Consider the following 19,679-nt stretch of genomic DNA (forward strand, 5'->3'; position numbering starts at 1 on the left):
TCCTCCTCAGTGGACGAGGTGCGGTGCGTCCGCGGGTGTCGCGGCGGTGGCGGGACCGGTTTCGTCGGGACGGGCGCGGCGCGGGAACAACGGCGAGATGAGCAGGAACAACCCGATGACCACGGCCTGGACCACGAGGGCGCCGCGGAAGCTCTCGGTGGCCTCACCGGTGACGGCACCGGCGAAGAACACGGTGCTGAACACCGCCACGCCGACCGAGCCGCCGAGGGACTGGACCGCGGAGAGCACCCCCGAGGCGGAGCCGACTTCGTCGTCGGCGACGGCACCGAGCACGGTGTTGAACACCGCGGCGATCACGATCCCCGCCCCGATCCCGGTGACGACACCGCCGGGCACGATCCGCCAGATCGTGAAGCCGGTGGTGTCGGCCAGCGCGAGCCACAACCAGGCCACCCCGGCGAACTGGACGACGGCTCCGGCCTGCAGGACGGCCCGGCCGAGCCTGGCCGCGAGCAGCCCCCCGCTGATCCCGCCGCCGACGGCGGTGCCCAGCGCCACCGGGAGATTGCCCAGCCCCGCCTCCCCTGCCGTGAAGCCCGCTCCGATCTGCAGGAAGAACGTGAGCACGAGCTCGGTGCCGATCAGGCCACCGAAGAACAGCGCGACCGCGGCCAGCCCGACGGTGAACGCGGACTTGCCGAACAGGCTCGGCGTGACCAGCGGGGTGCGGCCTCCGCGCACGGCGCCGCGCTGCCACAGCGCGAACGCCACGTAACCGATCGCGGCGGCGGACAGGGAAAACCAGGTCCAGAGCGGCCATCCCGAGGACTGCCCTTCGTTGAGCGGGAGCACCAGCAACGCGGAAGCGCCCGCGACGAACACCGCTCCGACGAGGTCGACGCGCAGGGCCCGGGTTCGGCCGCCGCGGGGCACGAGACGCCAGGCCAGTGCGAGCGCGGCGAGGCCGACCGGCACGTTGACCAGGAACACCAGCCGCCAGCCCAGGCCGAACAGGTCCCAGTCGACCAGCGCGCCGCCCAGCACCGGGCCCACCACACCACCGAGGCCGAGTACGGGGCCGAAGACGGCGAGCGCCTTGGTCAGCTCGCGCGGGGCGAGGTTGTCGCGCAGGATGCCCAGCCCCTGCGGCAGCATCATCGCCCCGGCAACGCCCTGGACCAGCCGGAAGGCGATCAGCAGGCCGGCGCTCGGCGCGAGGGCGCACAACAGGGACGCGGCGGTGAAGGCCACGAGCCCGGCCAGGAACATCGGCCTGCGGCCGTACCGGTCGCCGAGGCGCCCGCCGAGCACGAGTCCGGCGCCGAGGGTCAGTGCGTAGCCACCGATCACCCATTGCAGCCCGACCTGGCTCGTCCCCAAGGACCGTTCCAGCGACGGGCCCGCGACGTTGACGATCGTCGAGTCGAGCAGGTCCATCAGCTCGACCACGAGAACGGTGGCCAGGAGCCACCACACGGCCCGCGGCGTCTTCTTTTCGGTTACGGACAAGGCATTCGCTCCAAAACTCCGGTGGCGCGCGCCGCTGAAGGGCGCGCGGGATCGCGGGACGGCGCCCGCGGCGGATGCGTCCCGGTGGGTGTGGACGAGGTCAGCTCCGGGGCAAGGAATCCGCGGTGCCGGTGTAGATCCGCACGACTCCGGTCAGGAAGCTCTCGACGACGTCCCGGTCGCCGGGGCTCAGCGCCCCGACGAGGCCCTCCACGCCGCTGAGCAGCGGGTGGAGGTGGTCGAAGATCCGGGTCATCGACTCCCCCGCCGGTTCCACCAGCACTTTGCGGCGATCGGTGGTGTGCGGTCTGCGGGTGATGTGCCCGGCCTTTTCGAGCCGGTCCACGATATGCGTGCTCGCGGCGGTCGAGACCCGCAGCCGGTCCGCGAGCTCCTTCGCGGTCAACGGGCCGTCGCTGGTGAGGTGTTCCATCGCCGACAGGTCCGTGGGGTTGATCCCCAGCGCCCCGCTCAGCCGTTTCTCGATCACCCGCGTCAGCGTCCCCACCTCTTGCAGGCGCTCCATCACCGCGTTGCCCACGCCGGGGGAATCGACCTGCCACCGGCCGTCCCGCCGGGCAGCGGGCGACGCGCCGGCGGGACGGGGAGCACGGGCCGGAGGAGTCATGCCGGAGATACTACTAAAGAACTCGCTAACTAGGTTAGTGAATTAGTGTGGCGATCGACACCACTCCGGCCTTTCCCCTGCCGTCCACAATGGACAATTCCCGCCCGCGCGGTCAGGTCGTGCCGGGAGTGGTGCCGGGCCCCGGCGGGGGTGTGGCGAGTTCGCGCAGGGCCGAGCTGAGCACCGCGAGCAGCGGCACGGCGAGCAACGCCCCGGTGATCCCGGCCGCGACCAGCCCGGTGGCCAGTGCGAGCACGACGGCCAGCGGATGCAGGCGCACCACCCGGCCGAGCAGGAACGGTTGCAGGACATGGCTTTCCACCTGCATCACGCCGATGACGATGGCGAGCACGATGATCGCCGGGACCAGGCCCCCGGTCACCAGCGCCACGAGCACCGCGACCGCACCGGTGACCACCGAGCCGATCACGGGGATGAACGCGCCGAGGAAGACCAAGGTGGCCAGCGGCGCCGCCAGCGGCACCCCGACGATGAGCAGGCCCACCCCGATCGCCACCGCGTCGACGACCGCGACCGCGGCGGTACCGCGGATGTAGTGGGCCAGCGTGGTGAACCCGGCGCGCCCGGCGAAATCCACCCTGCGCCGGAACCGGACCGGTGCGGCGCGCAGCAGGAACGTCCAGATCTGGTTGCCCTGTGCCAGAAAGAAGATCAGGCAGAACACCATCAGCAGGAACTCGGTGAAGAACTCGCCCACCGTGACCGCGGTCGAGAGGGCGCCCGACGCGATCGAAGCCCGGTTGTTGTCCAGCGCGGCGGTCAGCTGGTCGAGCAACTGGTCGAGCTGCCCCTGGCTCAGGTGGAACGGCCCGGTCCGCAGCCACGCGCGCAAGTCGTCCACGCTGTGCAGGATCTGCTCGACCAGCGCGGGCATGCCCGCGGTCACCGTGAACACCACGAAGGTGACCACTCCGCCCACCACGGCGAGCCCGCCGACGAGCACCACCGCGGTGGCCAGCCCCCGGGGAACCTTCTTGCGCACCAGCCACGACACCGACGGTGCCAGCAGCCCGGCCAGCAGCAGCGCCACCGCCACCGGAACCAGCACCGTCGCCAGCTGGACCGCGACGAACCCGAGCACCGCCAGTCCCCCGGCGACCACCAGCAGCCGCCCGAAGACGGCGGCCCCGACCCGCAGCCCGTAGGGCACCGCGGCGAGCACGTCCTCCGCGGTCCGGCCCCGCCGAGCCGACGGTTCGTCGTTGTCCATGAAAGACCAGCCTTTCCGGCCCCGTGGTCCGGGGGTTTCGCGATACGAGCAGAACTCCAGCATGCACCCGCGACCGCCGCGACGCCGTGCTGGAGGAAACCCCGGATCCGGCCGGTGGCCAATCCGGTTTGGAACGGGGCGAGCCGGGTACTCCCTGGTGTCCCCACTGGCAATCGGGTCCGGCCGCCACGCTCGGCGGGCTGGGCCGAACGAGGAGTTCCCGTGATCGTGCTCGGAGTGATACTCCTGATAGTCGGCTTCCTCGCCAAGATCGCCGTGCTGTGGTCGATCGGCATCGCCCTCGTCGTCATCGGGGCAGTGCTGGCGATCCTGGGCACCGCGGGCCGCAAGGTCGGCGGACGAGCGCACTGGTTCTGACCAGGCACCGCACCATTCGAAAACCAAGGACAGGCGGCGAAATGACCGAGAAGTTCGACAACAAGGCAGAAGAGCTCAAAGGAAAAGCCAAGGAAGCCACCGGGAAAGCGACCGGAAACGAGCAATGGCAGGCCGAGGGCAAGGCCGAGCAGGCAAAGGGAGCGATGAAGCAGGCAGGCGAAAAGGTCAAGGACGCCTTCAAGAACGTCAAGGACTGACCCCGCCTCATCGGGCCTGCGCCGCGGCGGGAAGATCGGCCGCGGCGCAGGCCCGTTCTCGCGAGGAATCCTGTTTCGCGCTGAGCTTCGTTGTGGTACCCCGGACCCGTGGGTGGTACCAGCCCCTTCGGTGTCGCTGATGGCGACCCTGAGTGCTTGGCGGTTGTCCGGCGCTATCGTGCCGCACAGGACAAGATCGTCCTCGAGCAAGCCGTGGGCGTTCTGATGGAACGCTGGTCGTGTGAAGCGGAGCAGGCCAGGACGCACCTGGTGCGCTTGTCGGCCGCCGCGGGCCTGCCGTTGGCCGAAGTGGCCGGCCTCGCCGTCGGCGGACCCCGTTAGCCGGCGCTCAGCCGGGGCGCACCGCCACCTCGGCCACGGCGTGCAGGTCCTTACGGAACCGGCGCAGTAGCAGCACGGCCGTCGCCCCGAAGCCCGCGCACAGACCGAGCCAGACACCGGGGCCCCGCAGGTCGAGCAGGTAACCGCACAGCACCATCAGCGGAGTGCCGACGCACCAGTAGCCGATCAGGGTCATGCGGAACCCGATCTTGGTGTTGCCGAGGCCGCGCAGCAGGCCGACGCAGATGTTCTGCGTCCCCTTGCAGTACTGCTGCAGGATGGCGAACAGCAGCAGGGTGCTCGCCGAGGCCGTGACCGCGCGGTCCGCGCCGGGATCGAGGAACAGGGACAGCACCCAGGACGGCACGATCAGGTAGACGAGCCCGAGCACGGTCATGATGGCCGCGCTCAGCGTCAGCGCCCGCCGCGCGATCTCGCCTGCCCCGGCGCGGTCGCCCTTGCCGACCGCCTTGCTGACCGCGATCGAAGATCCTTGCGAGAGCCCGATGTTGAGCTGGTAGACGATGTAGGCGCACTGGTTGACCACGTTGTGCGCGGCCAGTGCGGCTGGGCCGAACGCGCCCATCATCAAGGTGGCCACCGAGGTGATGCCCGCTTCCGAGCCGTAGGTGAGGCTGATCGGGAAACCGAGCTCGAGCACGGATTTCACGGTGCCCGGATCGGCTCGCCACGCCCGCACCGACAGCAGCGGCGCGAGCTGGCGATCGCGCCGCACCAGCGCGAGGAAGGCCAGGAAGGTCAGCACCTGCACCGAGGTCGTCGCCAGCCCGACCCCGGTCAGCCCCAGCTCGGGAACGCCGAGCAGGCCGTAGATGAACACCGCGTTCAAGCCCGCGTTCACGCCGATCGACGCCAGCGTGATGCCCAGCAGCGAACCGGGCCGGTGCATGCCGACGGCGAACTGGCGCAGCACGTTCAGCCACAGCATGGGGATCAGCCCCGGCGCGAGCGCCATCATCATCGGCCGCGCCATGGCCAGCACCTCGGGCTTCTGCCCGAACAGCGTCAAGGCGAAGCTCAGTCCAATGAGGACCAGTGCACCGGCGATGCCGACACCGGTGGCCACCAGGAACGAGGCGCGCACGACCCGGCGGATCTCCTCACGGCCGGTCTCGTCCAGTTCGCCGCCGGTGCGGGCCTCGCCGCGCCCCACCGCGGCCGCGACCTGGTTGCCCACCGAGGTGACCATGCCGACGCACATGGTGCGCAGCTGGTTGTACAGGGTCACCGCGAGCCCGCCCGCCGCGATGGCGCGCACGCCGAGCAGGCCCATCATCGCGAGATCGGTCGTGGTCAGCGCGACCTGCGCGAGCTGGATGCCCGCGATCGGTGCCGCCACCGCGACCAGCGGGCGATATCCCTTGGTCAGTCCGGCGAGGTTCACGGGTGCGCCACCAGATCGTCGAGCGGAGCCAGCGGGGCGATCTCCTCGTGTCTCGGCTCGGGCACCGGCCCGGTGTGGGAAGCGAGCAGCCGCTCGACCTCCTCGTGCACCGCGGTGTCGAGCAATCCCTTGCCGCGCAGCCATTCGTCGTCGAAGACGCTGTCGAGGTACTTCTCCCCCGCGTCGCACACCAGCGTCACCATCGTGCTGCCTGCCGGAAGCGCGCCGAGCCGCTTCAGCGCGACGTACAGGGCGGCCCCCGCCGATCCTCCCATCATCAATCCGGTCCTGCGCGCCAGCACCCGCGCGGTCGCGAACGCGTGCACGTCGTCGACCTGCACGCCTTCGTCGACCTGAGCGTAATCGACGTTGCCGCCCACCGGGAAACCCGCGGGGCTGCCGCTGCCGGTCTGCCAGTACTTCCCCGGCTCGGCCCCGAAGATGATCGATCCCCGCGGTTCGACGCCGATCGTGCGCACCCGCGAGCCGAGGTGGCGCAACTCGGTCGCGGTGCCGCACAGCGAACCGCCGGTGCCGATCGCGCTGACCAGGTAGTCGACGTCACCGAACATGTCGGCGAGCAGTTCCCTTGCCAGCCCGCGATAGCCGGCCCGGTTGGCCGGGTTGTTGTGCTGATCCGGCCAGTACGCGGTCGGATCCTGCGCGACGAGTTCGGCCGCTTTGGCGCGGCGGCGCACGGTGCTCGGCCCGGTCGTGCCGGGATCGCCGACGTAGACGAGCTCGGCGCCCAGCGCGGCAATCGCGCCCAGTTTGTCCTTGCAGGCGTGGTGATCCACGACGGCGGTGAAGCGGTACCCCCGCTCCACCGCGATCAACGCCAGCCCGAGGCCGGTGTTGCCCGAGGTCGGTTCCACGATGCGCCCGCCGGGCAGCAGCGCACCGGACCGTTCGGCCGCGTTCACCATTTCCTCGGCCATCCTCGCCTTGGCCGATCCTGTCGGGTTGAACTGCTCGAGCTTGACCAGCAGCCTGCTCGCCGACTCCGCGGTGCACAGTTCGAGCAGCGGTGTCCTGCCCACCAGATCGGACACCTTCGCCACGATGTTCTCCCCACGGCCGATCATCGATACCTCACTCTTCTCCCGCGCTGTGTGTAAAGGGTCCGTGGTGGTGCTGCTGTCCAGTCAGGAACAGCGCGGTCTAACGGTCGAGCCGCCAGCGGAGCGTGCCGTCGGCCCGGTCCACGACGACCCGGCTCGGCAGCGGCAGCTGGTGGAACTCCGTCTCGTTCTTGTCCATCTGGTAACCCGAGGTGTTGGGGTAGACCAGCAGGTCACCGGGTTCCGGCTGCCGCGGCATCGGCACCTTCCGCCAGGTCAGCATGTCGTACTCCATGCAGCTCGCGCCGCCGACGCACACGCCGACCGGCTCGTGCCGTCCGGTGTTCGGCCACAGCACGGGATCGGGTAGGAACTCGCTGTTCTTCCACTGCTCCGACACGCTCATGCTCAGCCCGCCCACCGTGGCGATCGCGTAGCCGCCGCGTCTCTTCAAGCCCTGCACCGGGAAGGCGCTGAACCCGGTGCGGTCGAGCAGCGCCCTGCCCGGCTCCATCAGCATCCTGGTGCCGGTCGCGGCGAACTTCTCGGCCACCGTGCCCCCGCCGTCCACTTCGGACCGAAGGATCGCGGCCAGCATGGCGGCGCCCGTCGGCGCCTGGTGGTACGGGTAGAAGTGGCTGAACCGCTTCCCCGCGTGGAACCAGCCGTCTTGGTGCCCGTCCGCATAGGCGCGCCAGTGCTCTTCGTCCACATACGACACCGCGAAGCCGCCGCCGATGTCGACCGAGCCGGCGGCGAGACCGAGCGCGCGAGCCCGGACGCACCGGTCCACCAGCTCCGCGGCGAGCCTTGCCCGCGGCGGCACCCGGTATCCGTTGAGGTGGAACGAGAACCCTTCCATCTCGACGTGCCCGGACGCTCGCACGCAGCGGTGCAGTGCCTCGTCCAGTTCCGCCGGGTCCAGCCCGAACCGGCTGGCGGGGTCCGGTGGCGGCAGCACCCGGAGCTGGATCCGCGCCACCCCGGTCCGCTTGGCTGCCTCGATGACGCGGTCGAGTTCGTCGAGCGCGTCCACCGCGATCAGGCACTGGTGCCGGATGGCCAGCCACAGCAGGGAATCCTTCTTCGCCGCCCCGGTCACGACCAGGTCGGCGCCGCGCACGCCACCGGCGAGCGCGTGCACCAGCTCCGGTTCACTCGCCACGTCGACCCCGGCGCCGGTCCGGGCGCACTCGGGCAACCAGCACCCGGACTTGTTGGCCTTCTTCCCGAAGTAGACCCCGCCGCCGACCCCGGCGTCGCGCAACGCGGCCCGCAGCGCGAGCACGTTGTCCCCGAACTGCTCCGGGTACAGGACGTGGAACGGGCCGCCGACGGCGTGCGCGATATCGGCCAGCATCGTGGGATGGGCGCGCACCTCGTCCGCCCACGGCGCCTCGAGGGCGGGAAGGACGGGCGAGGCGTCGGTGGTGATCAGGTCCACAGCCGCACCTTCTGCCCCAGCCCCGCCTCGATGGCCTTGTGCGCCAACGCGTGCGCGACCGGGATGTCGGTGATGACCATGCCGCTGGAGAACGCGAAGACCCGGTCGGCCTGCCCGCGCCTCGCCGGTTTGCGGCCGATCAGGACATCGGGGAACTCGGCGTCGATCCCGGCCGCGCCGTCCGCGGTGTCGAACCGCGACCCGGTGACGCCGAGCTGGCCTTCGTTGGTCGCGATCGCGTAGTCGGCGTCGGCGAGCGAGCTGGAGTCGACGCCCTTGCTGGACACCGAAATCAACACCCCGCCCGGTTTGAGCCAGCTCGTCTTCACCGGCGGGTGGGCCGCCCTGCCGGAGGCGGCGACCACGATGTCCGAATCGGACACCGCGGCGGGCACGTCGTGGACCCGTTCCAGCTCGCGGCCGGGGAAGTACTCGTGGAACGTCTCCACGGTGGCCCTGACCCCGTCCGGGTGCGTGCCGAAGAAGCGCAGCTTTTCCAGGTGGGGCAGGCGGGTCGCCAGATAGGGCAGCGTGTTCAGCCCCTGCCTTCCGGTGCCGATCATCAGCGCCGACCTGGCGCCCTCACTGGCGCACGCCTCGGCGATCAGCGCGGTGGTCGCCGGGGTGCGCGACCCGCCGACCCGGTGGCAGTCCATGAACGCGAAGGGCAGGCCGGTCTTGTCGTCGTAGAGGCTGATGGTCGTGTAGTACTTGTCGGGATTGCCGGTGCCCTGCCGGTAGGACGTCTTGAAACCCACCTGCTGCAACGCGCCGTCGAAGCCGAGCATCGAGTAGGACACCGCGTCCCGGCCGGTCGGCACCGTCATCATCATCTTCGTCGGATTTCGCGAGGCGCCTTCGGCGTAGGCCACATACGCGTCGCGCACCGCGTCGATCACTTCCCCTGGACCGATCTCCAGCGCGGCCAGATCGGTCCTGGTCAGGATGTGCAGTTCCGGTGTGATCATCGTTCAGTTCTCACAATTCGGCCAGGATGACGGGACATCGTTATTGCGGGACGGAAATGCGGCGGGACGCATTTCATTTGAACCGGCAGGCGATACGCTAACGCGGGTGAGCACTACGGGCAAGACCGAATTCCAGTAGTAGCAAAACCCGATATGCGCATTACCGCATAGAAATGGACGCCCACGTGCGAAAACGGAGCCGTGCCCGGAGTTCACCCTCCGCGACGCGGTGATCACCCCCACTGAGCACTTGCCCCGGGGCGTCCGACTAGGTTAGGACAGGCTAACTCGCGAAGGAGGACCGTTGGCGTCATTGACCAGACGCAGGATGCTGCAGGCCGGAGCGGCCGCCGTCACCGCGTGGGCGGCCGGTGGCTGCACACCGGAGGGCACACCGGCGTCGGCCCCCACCGGCCCGCCGCGCAACGGCGGCACCTTGCGGGTGGGCGCCATCGGCAAAGCGGCCGCCATTGTCCGCGATCCGTTCGGCGTCCAGCCCAACGACAGCGACTACCTCATTCTGAGCCTGCTTTATGACACCGTCACGATTCCCGCGAAATCCCCGCTCGTGGCACCCCGGCTCGCCACCCGATGGGAAGCAGGCGAAGATCTGCGCACCTGGCGGTTCACCCTCGCGGAAAACGTCGCCTTCCACGACGGCAGCCCGTGCACCGCCGAGGACGTGGCCTGGTCGGTGCGGCGGCTTCGGCAGTCCGAGGCGGGAACTTCGCGGCTTCCTGGCATCGACGTGTCCGGGATCAGGGCCGAGGGCCCCCGCACGCTCGTGATCGAATCGCGGTATCCGAACAGCCGGATCCCGTTGCTGCTCCGGCTGACCACGTTCGTGCAGAAGAAGGGCACCACGGATCCCGCGGGCGCGCCGGGCACCGGCCCGTTCGAACTGGACTGGTTCCGCGACGGCAACGCGCGGCTGGTGCGCAACGACAACTGGTTCGGCGGCGAGGTTCACCTCGACGCCATCGAGGTCCGCATGTTCGACCGGACCGCCTCGATGGTCAACGCGGTGCTCACCGGCGAAATCGACCTCGCCTCCAATGCCGGCGCGGTGGCCGCGCGGACCGCGGGGAAACGGGACGGCGTCCAGGTCGTGCGCCGCCCCGACGACACCGCGCACTACGTCGTGATGCGCACCTCCGACGGGCCGTTCGCGGACCCGAGGGTGCGCGAGGCGGTGAAGCTGGCCGTCGACCGCAAGGCACTGGTCGACCAGGCCATCAGCGGCTACGGGAAACCGGCCAACGACATCCTCGGCACCGGGGATCCGTGCTACGCCAAGGACATCCCGCAGCGCGAGCGGAACATCGACCGCGCGAGGAAGTTGCTGGACGAGGCGGGATTCGACCGGTCCCGGTCCTATCAGCTGCTGACCACCGAAGAGATCCCCGGCATGGCCGAGTCCGCGACCCTGCTGGCGAACCAGCTGCAGGAGGCCGGCGTCAAGATCGACGTCCGGAAGCAGGACCAGGCCACCTTCCTCGGCGCCAGCCGCGGCAAGGCGCCGCTGTACACCTCCTTCTACGGCACCCAGGATTCGGTGGTGTTCTGCGCGGGCAAACTGCTGGTGTCCGAATCGAAGCTCAACGAAGCGGCTTGGCACGATCCCGCCTTCGACGCCGCCTACCAGCAGGTCGTGAGCACCGCCGACGACAAGCGCGGCGCTCAGCTCTCGCACGATCTGCAGCAGGTCCAGCACGAGCGCTCCGGGCTGCTCGTCTGGGGTGCCGCGGACGGCATCGACCTCGCGAGCGACAAGGTGGGCGGGCTGCCGGACCTGCCGGGCTACGGCAGGGTCCAGCTCGAACGCGCCTGGTTGAGCGGGTGATCCCGCACCGCACGACACGCGTCCTCGGGCAGCTCACGCGGCGGGTGGTCACGCTCGTCGCGCTGCTCGCGATCACCTTCTTCGCCGTCGAGGTGCTGCCCGGCGACGCCGTGGTGTCCTCGCTGTCCCAGGACGCCTCCGACGCGGAGTTCGCCGCGCGCCGGGCCGCGCTCGGTCTCGACCAGCCCGTGCTCGCCCGGTTCTGGCACTGGATCGCCGGGGTGTTCAGCGGTGATCTCGGCACCACCGCGCGCGGGCAGCACATCGCCGATCTCGTGCTGGGCCGGTTGCCGCAGACGATGCTGCTCGGCGGCACCGCACTGGTGGTGACGGTGCTCGCGGCGCTGGCGCTCGGGTCGCTGTGCGTACTGCGTCCCGGCGGGCGGGCGGACAGGGCGATCGCGGGCACCGCCATGGTGGCGCTCGCGCTGCCCGAGTTCGCCGTCGCCACCGCGCTGGTCGTGGTGTTCGCGATCTGGCTGCGGGTGCTGCCCGCCGCGACCGGCACCGCCGCGACGAGCCCGGTGGCACTGGTGCTGCCGGTGATCGCGCTGGCGCTGCCCCAGATCGGCTGGAACACCCGCGTGGTCCGCGCGGCGTTCGGGGAGCAGCTCGGCACACCGCACGTGGACGCTGCCGTGCTGGACGGCCTGTCCCGCCGCCGCATCCTCACCCACTACCTGCTGCCGGGCGCGGCCCCGACGATCGCGGCGGCCGCCGCGACCTCGGTCGGCATGGTGCTCGGCGGCGCGGTGACCATCGAAGCGATCTTCAACTTCCCCGGGCTCGGGTCGGTGCTCATCGACGCCGTCCAGCACCGCGACGCCCCGCTCGTCGCCGCCGTCGTCGCCCTCACCGGTGCCCTCATCACCGTGGTGCTCATCGGGTGCGACGCGGTCCGCGCCTGGGCGGGCGGCGGCCGGTGAGCACCGGTTCGCGTACTGCGCTGCGACTCGCGCCCGCCCTGCTGATCATGGCGCTGGCCGTGGCTGGCCCCTGGTTCGCCCCGCACGACATCACCGCGCCGCGCACCGCGCCCTACGCCTCCCCCGGTCCGGGGACCCCGCTGGGCGGGGACCAGATCGGCAGGGACGTGCTCAGCAGGGTGCTCGTCGGTGGGCGCGATCTCGTGCTCGCCTCGCTGGTGGTGGCCGCGGCCGTGACCGGCACCGCCGCCGTACTGGGCGCGGCCGCCGCGCTGCGCCCCCGGTTCGGCGCCGTCCTGGACCGGGTGGCGGACACGGTGATCCTGCTGCCCGCCGTGCTCGGTGTCCTGGTGGTCGGGCTGAGCGTGCCGGGCTCGGGCCGTCTTCCGGTGGTGGTCACGGCCGTCGTGCTCGGCATCCCGTTCGCCGCCAGGGTGACCGCGGCGGCGGCCGCACCGATCGCCGCGACCGGGTACGTGGAGACGGCGCAAGCGGCCGGGGAGAGCCTGTTTTCCCTTGTCTGGCGCGAAATTCTGCCGAACCTGCGCGCCACCCTGCTGACGCTGCTCGGCCTGCGGTTCGCCGCCGCGGTCGGCGTGGTGGCCACCGCGGGGTTCCTGCAGATCGGCGCGCAGCCACCCGCCGCCGACTGGGCGCTGATGATCGGGGAGAACTCCGACGGCGTGCTGCTGAACCCGCTGGCGGTGCTGGTGCCGAGCGCCGCGATCGCCTTGCTCGCGGTCGGCGTGAACCTCGCGTGCGACATCGCCGCCGCGCGGTGGCGGCCGAAGGCGGTGCGCGGCCGATGACTGACGCGGTGGTGGTGCAGGACTTCACGGTGACGACGGCGGGCGGTCAGGCCCTGGTGCGCTGTCCTCGTCTGCTCGCCGGGCGCGGCCGGGTGATCGGGCTGGTCGGCTCGTCGGGATCGGGCAAGACCACGCTGCTGCGGGCGATGGCGGGCGCGCTGCCGCCGGAGGCGTCGGCGCGCGGGACGCTCACCGTGGCGGACACCGCGCCGGTGGAGCTGGCCGAACGGGCACTGCGGGAGTTCCGCAGGCACCGGGTCGCCTACGTCGGCCAGGATCCGGCCAGCAGGCTCAACCCGCGGCTTCGCGTCGGCGCACTGCTCGCCGAGGTCGGGGGAGGTTCCGGCGCGCAGGCGCTCGCCGACGTCGAGCTGCCGGAAACCTTGCTGCGCAAGCGAATCCGCCAGCTCTCCGGCGGCCAGCAGCGCCGCGTCGCGCTCGCCCGCGCGCTGGTGCGCGATCCCGCGGTGCTGCTGCTCGACGAACCGACAGCGGGCCTCGATGCCGGACTGCGCGACCGGCTCGGCGACCTCGTGCGCGGCAAGGCGCGAGGCGGCGCCACCGTCGTCATCGCCTGCCACGACCACGACTGGATCGACCGGATCGCCGACGAGGTGGTGGACCTCGACGGCAGCCTCGACGCCGCCGCGGAAACCCGAACCCCGCCCTCCCCCACCGCTTCCGGCGCGCCGATCGTGTTGCGAGTGGACAGTCTGTCCGTGCGCGCGGACACCGGCGCGAACCTGGTGACCGACATCGGTTTCACCGTCTCCCGCGGCGAAGCGGTCGGCATCGTCGGGCGGTCGGGCGCGGGCAAGACGACGCTCGCCCGCGCCGTCGCCGGGCTCACCGGCCGCACCACCGGCCGGATTTCCTTGCACGGCACCGAACTGCCGTCGCGCGCCCGGCGCCGAGACCGCGGCCAGCTCGGCCGGATCCAGCTCGTGCCCCAGGACCCGCTCGGCACGCTCAACCCGAGCCGGACCGTCGGCGCCACCCTGCGCAGGCCGCTGCGCCTGCGCGACCGTGCCGCGAGCCGTGGCGCGCTCGACGCCAGGATCGAAGCGCTGCTGGAAACCGTCGGGCTGCCACCGGACTTCGCCGTCCGCTACCCGCACGAGCTTTCCGGCGGTCAGCGCCAGCGGGTGTCCCTCGCGCGCTCGCTCGCCACGGAACCGGACCTGCTGGTGTGCGACGAGATCACCTCGGCACTCGACCCGGTCAGCTCCGCGTCGATCATGGCGCTGGTCGACCGGCTGCGGGCCGAACGCGGGCTGGCGGTGCTCGTCATCAGCCACGAGCTGGAGGTGGTGGCCGCGCACACGACGACCGCGCTGCACCTCGACGGCGGGCGGGTCGTCGCGCACGGGGCCACGAAGGACGTGCTCGCCGAGCTGCGGTCGGGGGGCTGAAGCTCGGACGTGGATCACATTCTCGCTTAGGTTAGGCTTGCCTCATGCCTGGCGACGACGTGCTGCTCACCGGCCATGACCTGGTACTGGCGTACCACGAACAGGTCGTGGTGGACGGCGTGTCCCTCACACTCGGCGCGGGCACGGTGACCGCGCTGGTCGGCCCGAACGGATCCGGCAAGTCGACGCTCCTGCGTTCGCTGGCGCGCCTGCACCGGCCGCGCGGGGGCGCGGTCCAGCTCGGCGACCGGGCGGTCTGGGGAGCGAACGCGTTGTCCGGCAAGGAGTTCGCCCACCGGGTCACCTTGCTGACGCAGCACCGGCCCACCCCGGCCGGGGTCTCCGTGCGCGATGTCGTCTCCTACGGCCGCTACCCGTACCGCTCCGGGTGGCGCGGCGTGGACACCGGCGGTTCCGCCGCGATCCGCCGGGCGATGGACCTGACCGGCGTGGCGGAGATGGCCGAACGCGGTGTCGACGAGCTGTCCGGCGGCGAGCTGCAACGGGTGTGGCTCGCCTCCTGCCTCGCCCAGCAGACCGCGGTCCTGCTGCTCGACGAGCCCACCAACCACCTCGACCTGCGCTACCAGGTCGAGATCCTCGACGTCGTCCGCGACCTCGCCGACGAAGGCGTCGCGGTCGGCGTGGTGCTGCACGACCTCGACCAGGCGGCGATGATCGCCGACGAGGCCGTGCTGCTCAGCGAGGGAAGAATCGTGGCCTCCGGTGGCGTCGGCAGGGTGCTCACCACCGAGCACCTTTCCCCTGCCTACGGCGTCACCGTCCACGTCGCGAACGACCCGGTCACGGGCGCGATCCACTGCAGGCCGCTCGGGCGCCATGCGCCGAGGCCTGCCTGAGAAAACCAGGAAGAATTATGCGTGTGCTGACCCCCGCCCTCCTCGCGGCGGCGCTGCTGCTGTCCGCCTGCGGCACCACCGAGTCCCCGGCGGCGAAGCCGGGCGAGCCCACCGGCGGGCCGGTGACCGTCACCGACTCGCGCGGCAAGGCCGTCACCCTGCCCGCCGCCGCGAAACGCGTCGTCGTACTGGAATGGGGCGAGACCGAGATGATCTCGTCGCTCGGGATCACGCCGGTCGGTGCCGCGGACACCGCCGGCTACCGCACCTGGGACAAGGCGGCGCCGCTGGCGCCCGAGGTCAAAGACGTCGGCAAGCGCAACGAGCCGAGCGTGGACGCGATCGTCGGGCTGAACCCCGAGGTCGTCATCATGCCCGACGAGCGGGACTCGACTCTGGTGCCACAGCTCGAGAAGTACGTCCCGGTCGTGGTCACCAAGTCCACCGACGCGAGCCGCAACTTCGACCGGTTGCGCGAGGACTTCAAGCTGGTCGCCAAGACCGTCGGGAAGGAGTCCGAAGCGGACCGGATCCTGTCCGAAATGGACACCGGGCTGGCGGAGGGCAAGAAGGCCATGGCCGCCAGGGGCGCCGTCGGCACGCCGTTTCTGATGGCCGACGGCTACCAGCAGGGCAGCACGGTCAGCATCCGCCCGTTCGGCAAGGGTTCGCAGGTCTCCGACGTCGCCGAGGCGGTCGGCATGAAGAACGCGTGGACCGGCAAGGTCGACCCGCAGTGGGGCCTCGGGCAGACCGACGTCGAAGGGCTCACCGCGCTCACCGACCCGAAGACCGTGCTGTTCTACAGCGCGTCCGAAGAGGACGTGTTCACCACCGGGCTGGCGCAGAACCCGGTGTGGCAGCGGCTGCCCTTCGCGGTGTCCAAAAAGGTCTTCAAGCTCGCGCCGGGCACGTGGACCTTCGGCGGACCGAAATCGGTCATCGGCCTCGCCGACCAGATCGTGAAGGCCGCCACCGCCTGATGCGCGCCGAAGTGCGTGCGCCGCAAGCCGTGCGCACGGTCGCGGTGTCGGCGGTGCTGGTGGCCCTGATCGCGGTGCTCGCGGCCGTCCACCTGACCCAGGGCACCTCCTCGTCCGACGTGGTCGACGTGGTGAAGGCGCTCTTCGGCCACGGCGACGCGCAAACCGTCGCCGTGCTGGCGGGTTCGCGCGTCCCGCGGCTGCTCGCCGCGCTACTGGTCGGGGTCGCGCTCGGCGTCGCGGGCGCGGGAATGCAGTCCGTGGCACGGAATCCGCTCGCTTCACCCGACACGCTCGCGGTCAACGCCGGCGCGCATTTCGCGGTGGTGGTCGTCGCCGCGTTCGGCCTCGCGCTGCCCGTCCCGCCCGTGGGCGGGGTGGCGTTCACGGGAGGGCTCTTCGCGGCCGTTGTGGTGCTGGGCCTGGCCGGTGGCGGCTCGGCGAGCCCACGGCTGGTGCTCGTCGGCTCCGCCGTGATGCTGGCGCTGCAATCGCTGACCATCCTGCTGCTGCTCATGTTCGAGCAGGAGACGGCCGACCTGTTCGCCTGGGGCAGCGGTTCGCTGACCGCCAGCGATCTGCGCGCGACCGGGCAGATGGCGCCGGTCGTGGTGCTCGCCACCGCGGCGCTCGTCGCGATGGGGCGGAAGCTCGACGTGCTCGCGCTCGGCGACGACAACGCGACCGTGCTCGGCCTGCCGGTGCGCCGCACGCGGGTGAGCGCGGTACTGCTGACCGTGGCGTTGACCGCGGCGGCCGTCACGGTCGCGGGCCCGGTCGGGTTCGTCGGGCTGAGCGCGCCGGTGATCACACGGTTGCTGCTGCCGATCGCGAAGCACCGGGTGCTGCTGCCGGTGTCCGGGCTCGTCGGCGTGGTCACCGTGCTCGGCGCGGACGTCGCGCTGCGGGCAGCACTGGGTTCGGCGGTCGCCGTGCGGGTTCCGACCGGCGTGATCACCACCCTCGCCGGCGCGGTCGTCCTGGTGTGGCTGGCGCGGCGCGGGCGGTCCAGTGGCACGCGGCGCCAGGCACCTGCCGGGCGCGTCGGAGTCGCCGGGTCGAAGCGCAGGCTGTTCGCCACCGCGGCCGGGCTGGTGGTGCTGCTCGCCGTGGTTCCGGTCACGGGCCTGCTGGTGGGCGACCGGCTGGTGCTGCTCGGCGATCTCGCCAACTGGATCGCGGGACGAACCGGGACCGCGCTGACCTTCGTGCTCGACCAGCGCCTTCCCCGGGTGCTCGCCGCGATCACGGCCGGGGCGGCGCTCGCGGTCTCGGGCTGCGGGATCCAGTCCGTCAGCCGCAACCCGCTCGCCGAACCGGGCCTGCTGGGGATCACCGCCGGTGCCGGGCTCGGCGCGGTCGCGCTGATCACCGCCGTCCCGCTGGCGGGCGCCTGGCAGATCGCGGGCGCGGCCGGTGCCGGCGCGGCGGTCGTGTTCGCACTCGTCTACGGCCTCGCGTGGCGGTCGGGGCTGGACTCGGACCGGCTGGTGATCATCGGCATCGCCGTCTGGTCCGCCGGGATGGCACTGATCACGCTGCTGATCGTCGTCTCGAACCCGTGGGACTCGGCGAAGGCGCTGACCTGGCTGTCCGGTTCGACCTACGGCCGCACGCTGGACCAGGTGCTGCCGGTGACGCTCGCGCTCGTGGTGCTGGTGCCGGTGCTCTGGGCCCGGCACCGGGACCTCGATCTGCACAGCCTCGACGAAGACACCCCGCGCGTGCTGGGGATGCGGATGGAACGGTCCCGGCTGGTGATCCTGCTGGCGGCGGGAGTGCTGGCCGCCACGGCGGTGGCCGCGATCGGTGTGGTCGCGTTCGTCGGCCTCGTCGCACCCCACCTGGCGCGCTCGCTGGTGGGCGGGCGGCACGCCAGGGTGATCCCGGTGGCGGCGGCGCTCGGGGCCGTGCTGGTGAGCGTCGCGGACACGATCGGCCGGACGGTCATCGCCCCGGCCCAGATCCCCGCCGGACTCGTCATCGCGCTGGTCGGCACGCCGTACTTCGTGCTCGTCCTCTGGCGCACCAGATAATCCTGGACCATGGCGGGCATGCGATGTGCGGATGATTCCGGTGCGGGCTTCACCCTCTCCCCCGGCGACCCGGAGTCGGCGGTGATCCTGCACGTTCCCCATGGTTCGCGCGCGGTGACCAAGCACGCCAGGGAACGGATCCTCCTCGACGACGCGGCGTTGTCCGTCGAACTGGATCACCTGACCGACGCGCACACCGATCTCATCGCCGCTCGCGCCGCCGCGTCCGCACGTCTGGTGCCGTGGACCTTCCGCAACGAGCTGTCCCGGTTGGTCGTCGACCCGGAGCGGTTTCCCGATGAGCGCGAAGAGATGCGGGCGGTGGGCATGGGCGCGGTCTACACGCGCACTTCGCGGGGTTTTCCGTTGCGGGAAGACGACCCCGGGCATGTCCGGGACTTGCTCGACCGGCACTACTTTCCTTACGCGGCGGCGATGACCGAACTGGTGGACGCGCGCGTCCGCGCGACTGGTCGCGCGATCATCCTCGATGTGCACTCTTACCCCAGCCGTGCCCTGCCTTATGAGTTGCATTCGGGCGGTAACCGGCCTGCTGTGTGTCTCGGCGTTGATCCGTTTCATACCCCGGAGTGGCTGCGCGATGCTGCGACGTCGGCGTTTGCTTCGGTGGGTGAGCTTGATGTGAATACGCCGTTCGGTGGGGCTTATGTTCCGCTTCGACATTACGGGCGGGTTGCCTCGGTGAGCGCGCTGATGCTTGAGATTCGGCGGGATGTTTATCTGGGTGAGCCTGGGGGTGACGTCCATGGGGGTGCTGGGGTGGTCGTTCGTTCTCTTGCTGGGCTCGTTGATTTCTGTTCGCGTGTTTCGGTGGCTCGGTGAGGGTTTCCAGCGCGCCTGCGGCGCGCCGTGGGAAACTGTCGCCTCGCGGTGCGGGGGTGGCGCTCGCTGTCGCGTTGACTTCGTACTTGCCGTGCACGCTGGCCGCGATGGAGGCTGGGGTCATCAATGAGTATGCGGCTTCTCGGGTGTTCGAGGCGACCGCATGTGCATCCGAAGATGTGGCTGCTGAGGTTGATTCGTTGTGGGCAGGGAGGTCCGATGATCGGAATCCGCCCGCACTGCGGAGATTGGTCAACTCGCTGCTGATGCGGGTTGACCCTGAAGGGTATGAGCGGCGGCGTCAGGAGAAAGTGGCGGCGCGCCGGTTGGAAATCCGGCATGGGGAGCACGGATCGTCCACCCTGTTCACCATGGACCAATTGCGCTTGGATGCACTGGTCGAACGCTGCCTGGGTAGCCACGGATGTGCGGGCAAGCCCAAGGCGCAGATCTTCGTGCACATCGACCTGCCAACCCTGCTCGGCCCACGCGACAACCCCGCCGAACTGGCCGGGTGCGGTGACATCTCACCCGAGATGGCACGGGCGATCGCCTTCGACGCCGACTCGGTCTGGAACCGCATCGTCGACGAACCCATGACCGGCCGCAACCGACCCGCCCAGTACACCGACCTCGACCACAAGCGGGCATGGAAAGACGGCGGCGGAGCCGACCAAGCGAACTTCCGGCCGCTGTGCCGGGTCCACCACGTGCTGCGCGGCGAACCCGGCTGGACCTTCACCACCGACGAGTAAACCGGCGCACTCACCGTCACCGCGCCCAACGGCCGCAGCCACACCGACGAACCCCCGCTCACCGGAT

19 protein-coding genes are annotated in these 19,679 nt (G+C 70.8%); 12 read left to right on the forward strand and 7 right to left on the reverse strand.

The genetic code is table 11. The features are described from left to right. Positions 1–6: 6 nt before the first annotated feature. From ABD256_RS14525 to ABD256_RS14535, 3 genes are all read right to left on the reverse strand, one after another. Positions 7–1,470, reverse strand: coding sequence for an MFS transporter (locus ABD256_RS14525; protein ID WP_344417864.1), 1,464 nt, complete (start codon positions 1,468–1,470; stop codon positions 7–9). Positions 1,471–1,570: 100 nt separating this feature from the next. Continuing rightward, on the reverse strand, positions 1,571–2,098 hold the full coding sequence (locus tag ABD256_RS14530) for a MarR family winged helix-turn-helix transcriptional regulator (RefSeq protein ID WP_344417866.1): 528 nt from the start codon (positions 2,096–2,098) through the stop codon (positions 1,571–1,573). Positions 2,099–2,210: 112 nt separating this feature from the next. Further along, positions 2,211–3,329: an AI-2E family transporter gene (locus ABD256_RS14535; protein WP_344417868.1), complete on the reverse strand. Its 1,119-nt coding sequence runs from the start codon at positions 3,327–3,329 to the stop codon at positions 2,211–2,213. A gap of 222 nt (positions 3,330–3,551) precedes the next feature. Between ABD256_RS14535 and ABD256_RS14540 the strand changes: the two genes are divergently transcribed. The 3 genes from ABD256_RS14540 (at position 3,552) to ABD256_RS14550 (ending at position 4,267) form a co-directional block, all read left to right on the forward strand. Beyond that, positions 3,552–3,707, forward strand: a complete 156-nt coding sequence (locus tag ABD256_RS14540) for a hypothetical protein (RefSeq protein ID WP_344417870.1) — start codon at positions 3,552–3,554, stop codon at positions 3,705–3,707. 41 nt (positions 3,708–3,748) lie between these two features. After that, positions 3,749–3,925: a CsbD family protein gene (locus tag ABD256_RS14545; RefSeq protein WP_344417872.1), complete on the forward strand. Its 177-nt coding sequence runs from the start codon at positions 3,749–3,751 to the stop codon at positions 3,923–3,925. 156 nt (positions 3,926–4,081) lie between these two features. Continuing rightward, positions 4,082–4,267: an ANTAR domain-containing protein gene (locus ABD256_RS14550; RefSeq protein ID WP_344417874.1), complete on the forward strand. Its 186-nt coding sequence runs from the start codon at positions 4,082–4,084 to the stop codon at positions 4,265–4,267. Positions 4,268–4,274: 7 nt separating this feature from the next. On the opposite strand, the gene ABD256_RS14555 is transcribed toward ABD256_RS14550, so the two are convergent. The 4 genes from ABD256_RS14555 to ABD256_RS14570 all read right to left on the reverse strand — a co-directional run bounded on the left by ABD256_RS14555 (position 4,275) and on the right by ABD256_RS14570 (position 9,145). Next, a complete protein-coding gene (locus ABD256_RS14555) occupies positions 4,275–5,672 on the reverse strand; it encodes an MATE family efflux transporter (RefSeq protein ID WP_344417876.1) in 1,398 nt (465 codons plus the stop codon). Next, positions 5,669–6,757 carry a PLP-dependent cysteine synthase family protein gene (locus tag ABD256_RS14560; RefSeq protein WP_344417878.1) on the reverse strand — a complete coding sequence of 363 codons (1,089 nt, stop codon included), beginning with the start codon at positions 6,755–6,757 and terminating at the stop codon, positions 5,669–5,671. Before ABD256_RS14560 ends, ABD256_RS14555 begins: the two co-directional genes overlap by 4 nt. Before the next feature lie 76 nt (positions 6,758–6,833). Then, a complete protein-coding gene (locus ABD256_RS14565) occupies positions 6,834–8,177 on the reverse strand; it encodes an alanine racemase (RefSeq protein ID WP_344417880.1) in 1,344 nt (447 codons plus the stop codon). Beyond that, a complete protein-coding gene (locus ABD256_RS14570; RefSeq protein ID WP_344417882.1) occupies positions 8,168–9,145 on the reverse strand; it encodes an ornithine cyclodeaminase in 978 nt (325 codons plus the stop codon). Before ABD256_RS14570 ends, ABD256_RS14565 begins: the two co-directional genes overlap by 10 nt. A gap of 313 nt (positions 9,146–9,458) precedes the next feature. Here ABD256_RS14570 and ABD256_RS14575 point away from each other — a divergent pair, with 313 nt between their 5' ends. From ABD256_RS14575 to ABD256_RS14615, 9 genes are read left to right on the forward strand one after another with little or no spacing between them, the layout of a single operon-like run. Next, entirely contained in the window at positions 9,459–10,988 is a 1,530-nt protein-coding gene (locus ABD256_RS14575) for an ABC transporter substrate-binding protein (RefSeq protein WP_344417884.1), read from the forward strand. Then, the gene (locus tag ABD256_RS14580) at positions 10,985–11,914 is read left to right on the forward strand and encodes an ABC transporter permease (RefSeq protein WP_344417886.1); all 930 of its coding nucleotides are present in this window, start codon (positions 10,985–10,987) and stop codon (positions 11,912–11,914) included. The genes ABD256_RS14575 and ABD256_RS14580 overlap by 4 nt, the downstream gene beginning before the upstream one ends. Then, complete coding sequence (locus ABD256_RS14585) at positions 11,911–12,723, forward strand: ABC transporter permease (protein ID WP_344417888.1); 813 nt, start codon at positions 11,911–11,913, stop codon at positions 12,721–12,723. The genes ABD256_RS14580 and ABD256_RS14585 overlap by 4 nt, the downstream gene beginning before the upstream one ends. Further along, positions 12,720–14,135 carry an ABC transporter ATP-binding protein gene (locus ABD256_RS14590; protein ID WP_344417890.1) on the forward strand — a complete coding sequence of 472 codons (1,416 nt, stop codon included), beginning with the start codon at positions 12,720–12,722 and terminating at the stop codon, positions 14,133–14,135. The genes ABD256_RS14585 and ABD256_RS14590 overlap by 4 nt, the downstream gene beginning before the upstream one ends. A gap of 44 nt (positions 14,136–14,179) precedes the next feature. Next, complete coding sequence (locus ABD256_RS14595; RefSeq protein ID WP_344417892.1) at positions 14,180–14,995, forward strand: ABC transporter ATP-binding protein; 816 nt, start codon at positions 14,180–14,182, stop codon at positions 14,993–14,995. Between the two features lie 17 nt (positions 14,996–15,012). Continuing rightward, positions 15,013–15,978, forward strand: a complete 966-nt coding sequence (locus ABD256_RS14600; protein ID WP_344417894.1) for an ABC transporter substrate-binding protein — start codon at positions 15,013–15,015, stop codon at positions 15,976–15,978. Further along, positions 15,978–18,014: an iron ABC transporter permease gene (locus ABD256_RS14605; RefSeq protein ID WP_344417896.1), complete on the forward strand. Its 2,037-nt coding sequence runs from the start codon at positions 15,978–15,980 to the stop codon at positions 18,012–18,014. The genes ABD256_RS14600 and ABD256_RS14605 overlap by 1 nt, the downstream gene beginning before the upstream one ends. A gap of 9 nt (positions 18,015–18,023) precedes the next feature. Next, the gene (locus ABD256_RS14610) at positions 18,024–18,857 is read left to right on the forward strand and encodes an N-formylglutamate amidohydrolase (protein WP_344417898.1); all 834 of its coding nucleotides are present in this window, start codon (positions 18,024–18,026) and stop codon (positions 18,855–18,857) included. Between the two features lie 56 nt (positions 18,858–18,913). Further along, positions 18,914–19,612 (forward strand): HNH endonuclease signature motif containing protein, encoded by a 699-nt coding sequence (locus tag ABD256_RS14615; RefSeq protein WP_344417900.1) that lies wholly within the window; start codon positions 18,914–18,916, stop codon positions 19,610–19,612. The last annotated feature ends 67 nt before the right edge of the window (positions 19,613–19,679 follow it).

Origin of the sequence: Amycolatopsis minnesotensis (assembly GCF_039529815.1) — a bacterium.
GTDB lineage: Bacteria > Actinomycetota > Actinomycetes > Mycobacteriales > Pseudonocardiaceae > Amycolatopsis > Amycolatopsis minnesotensis.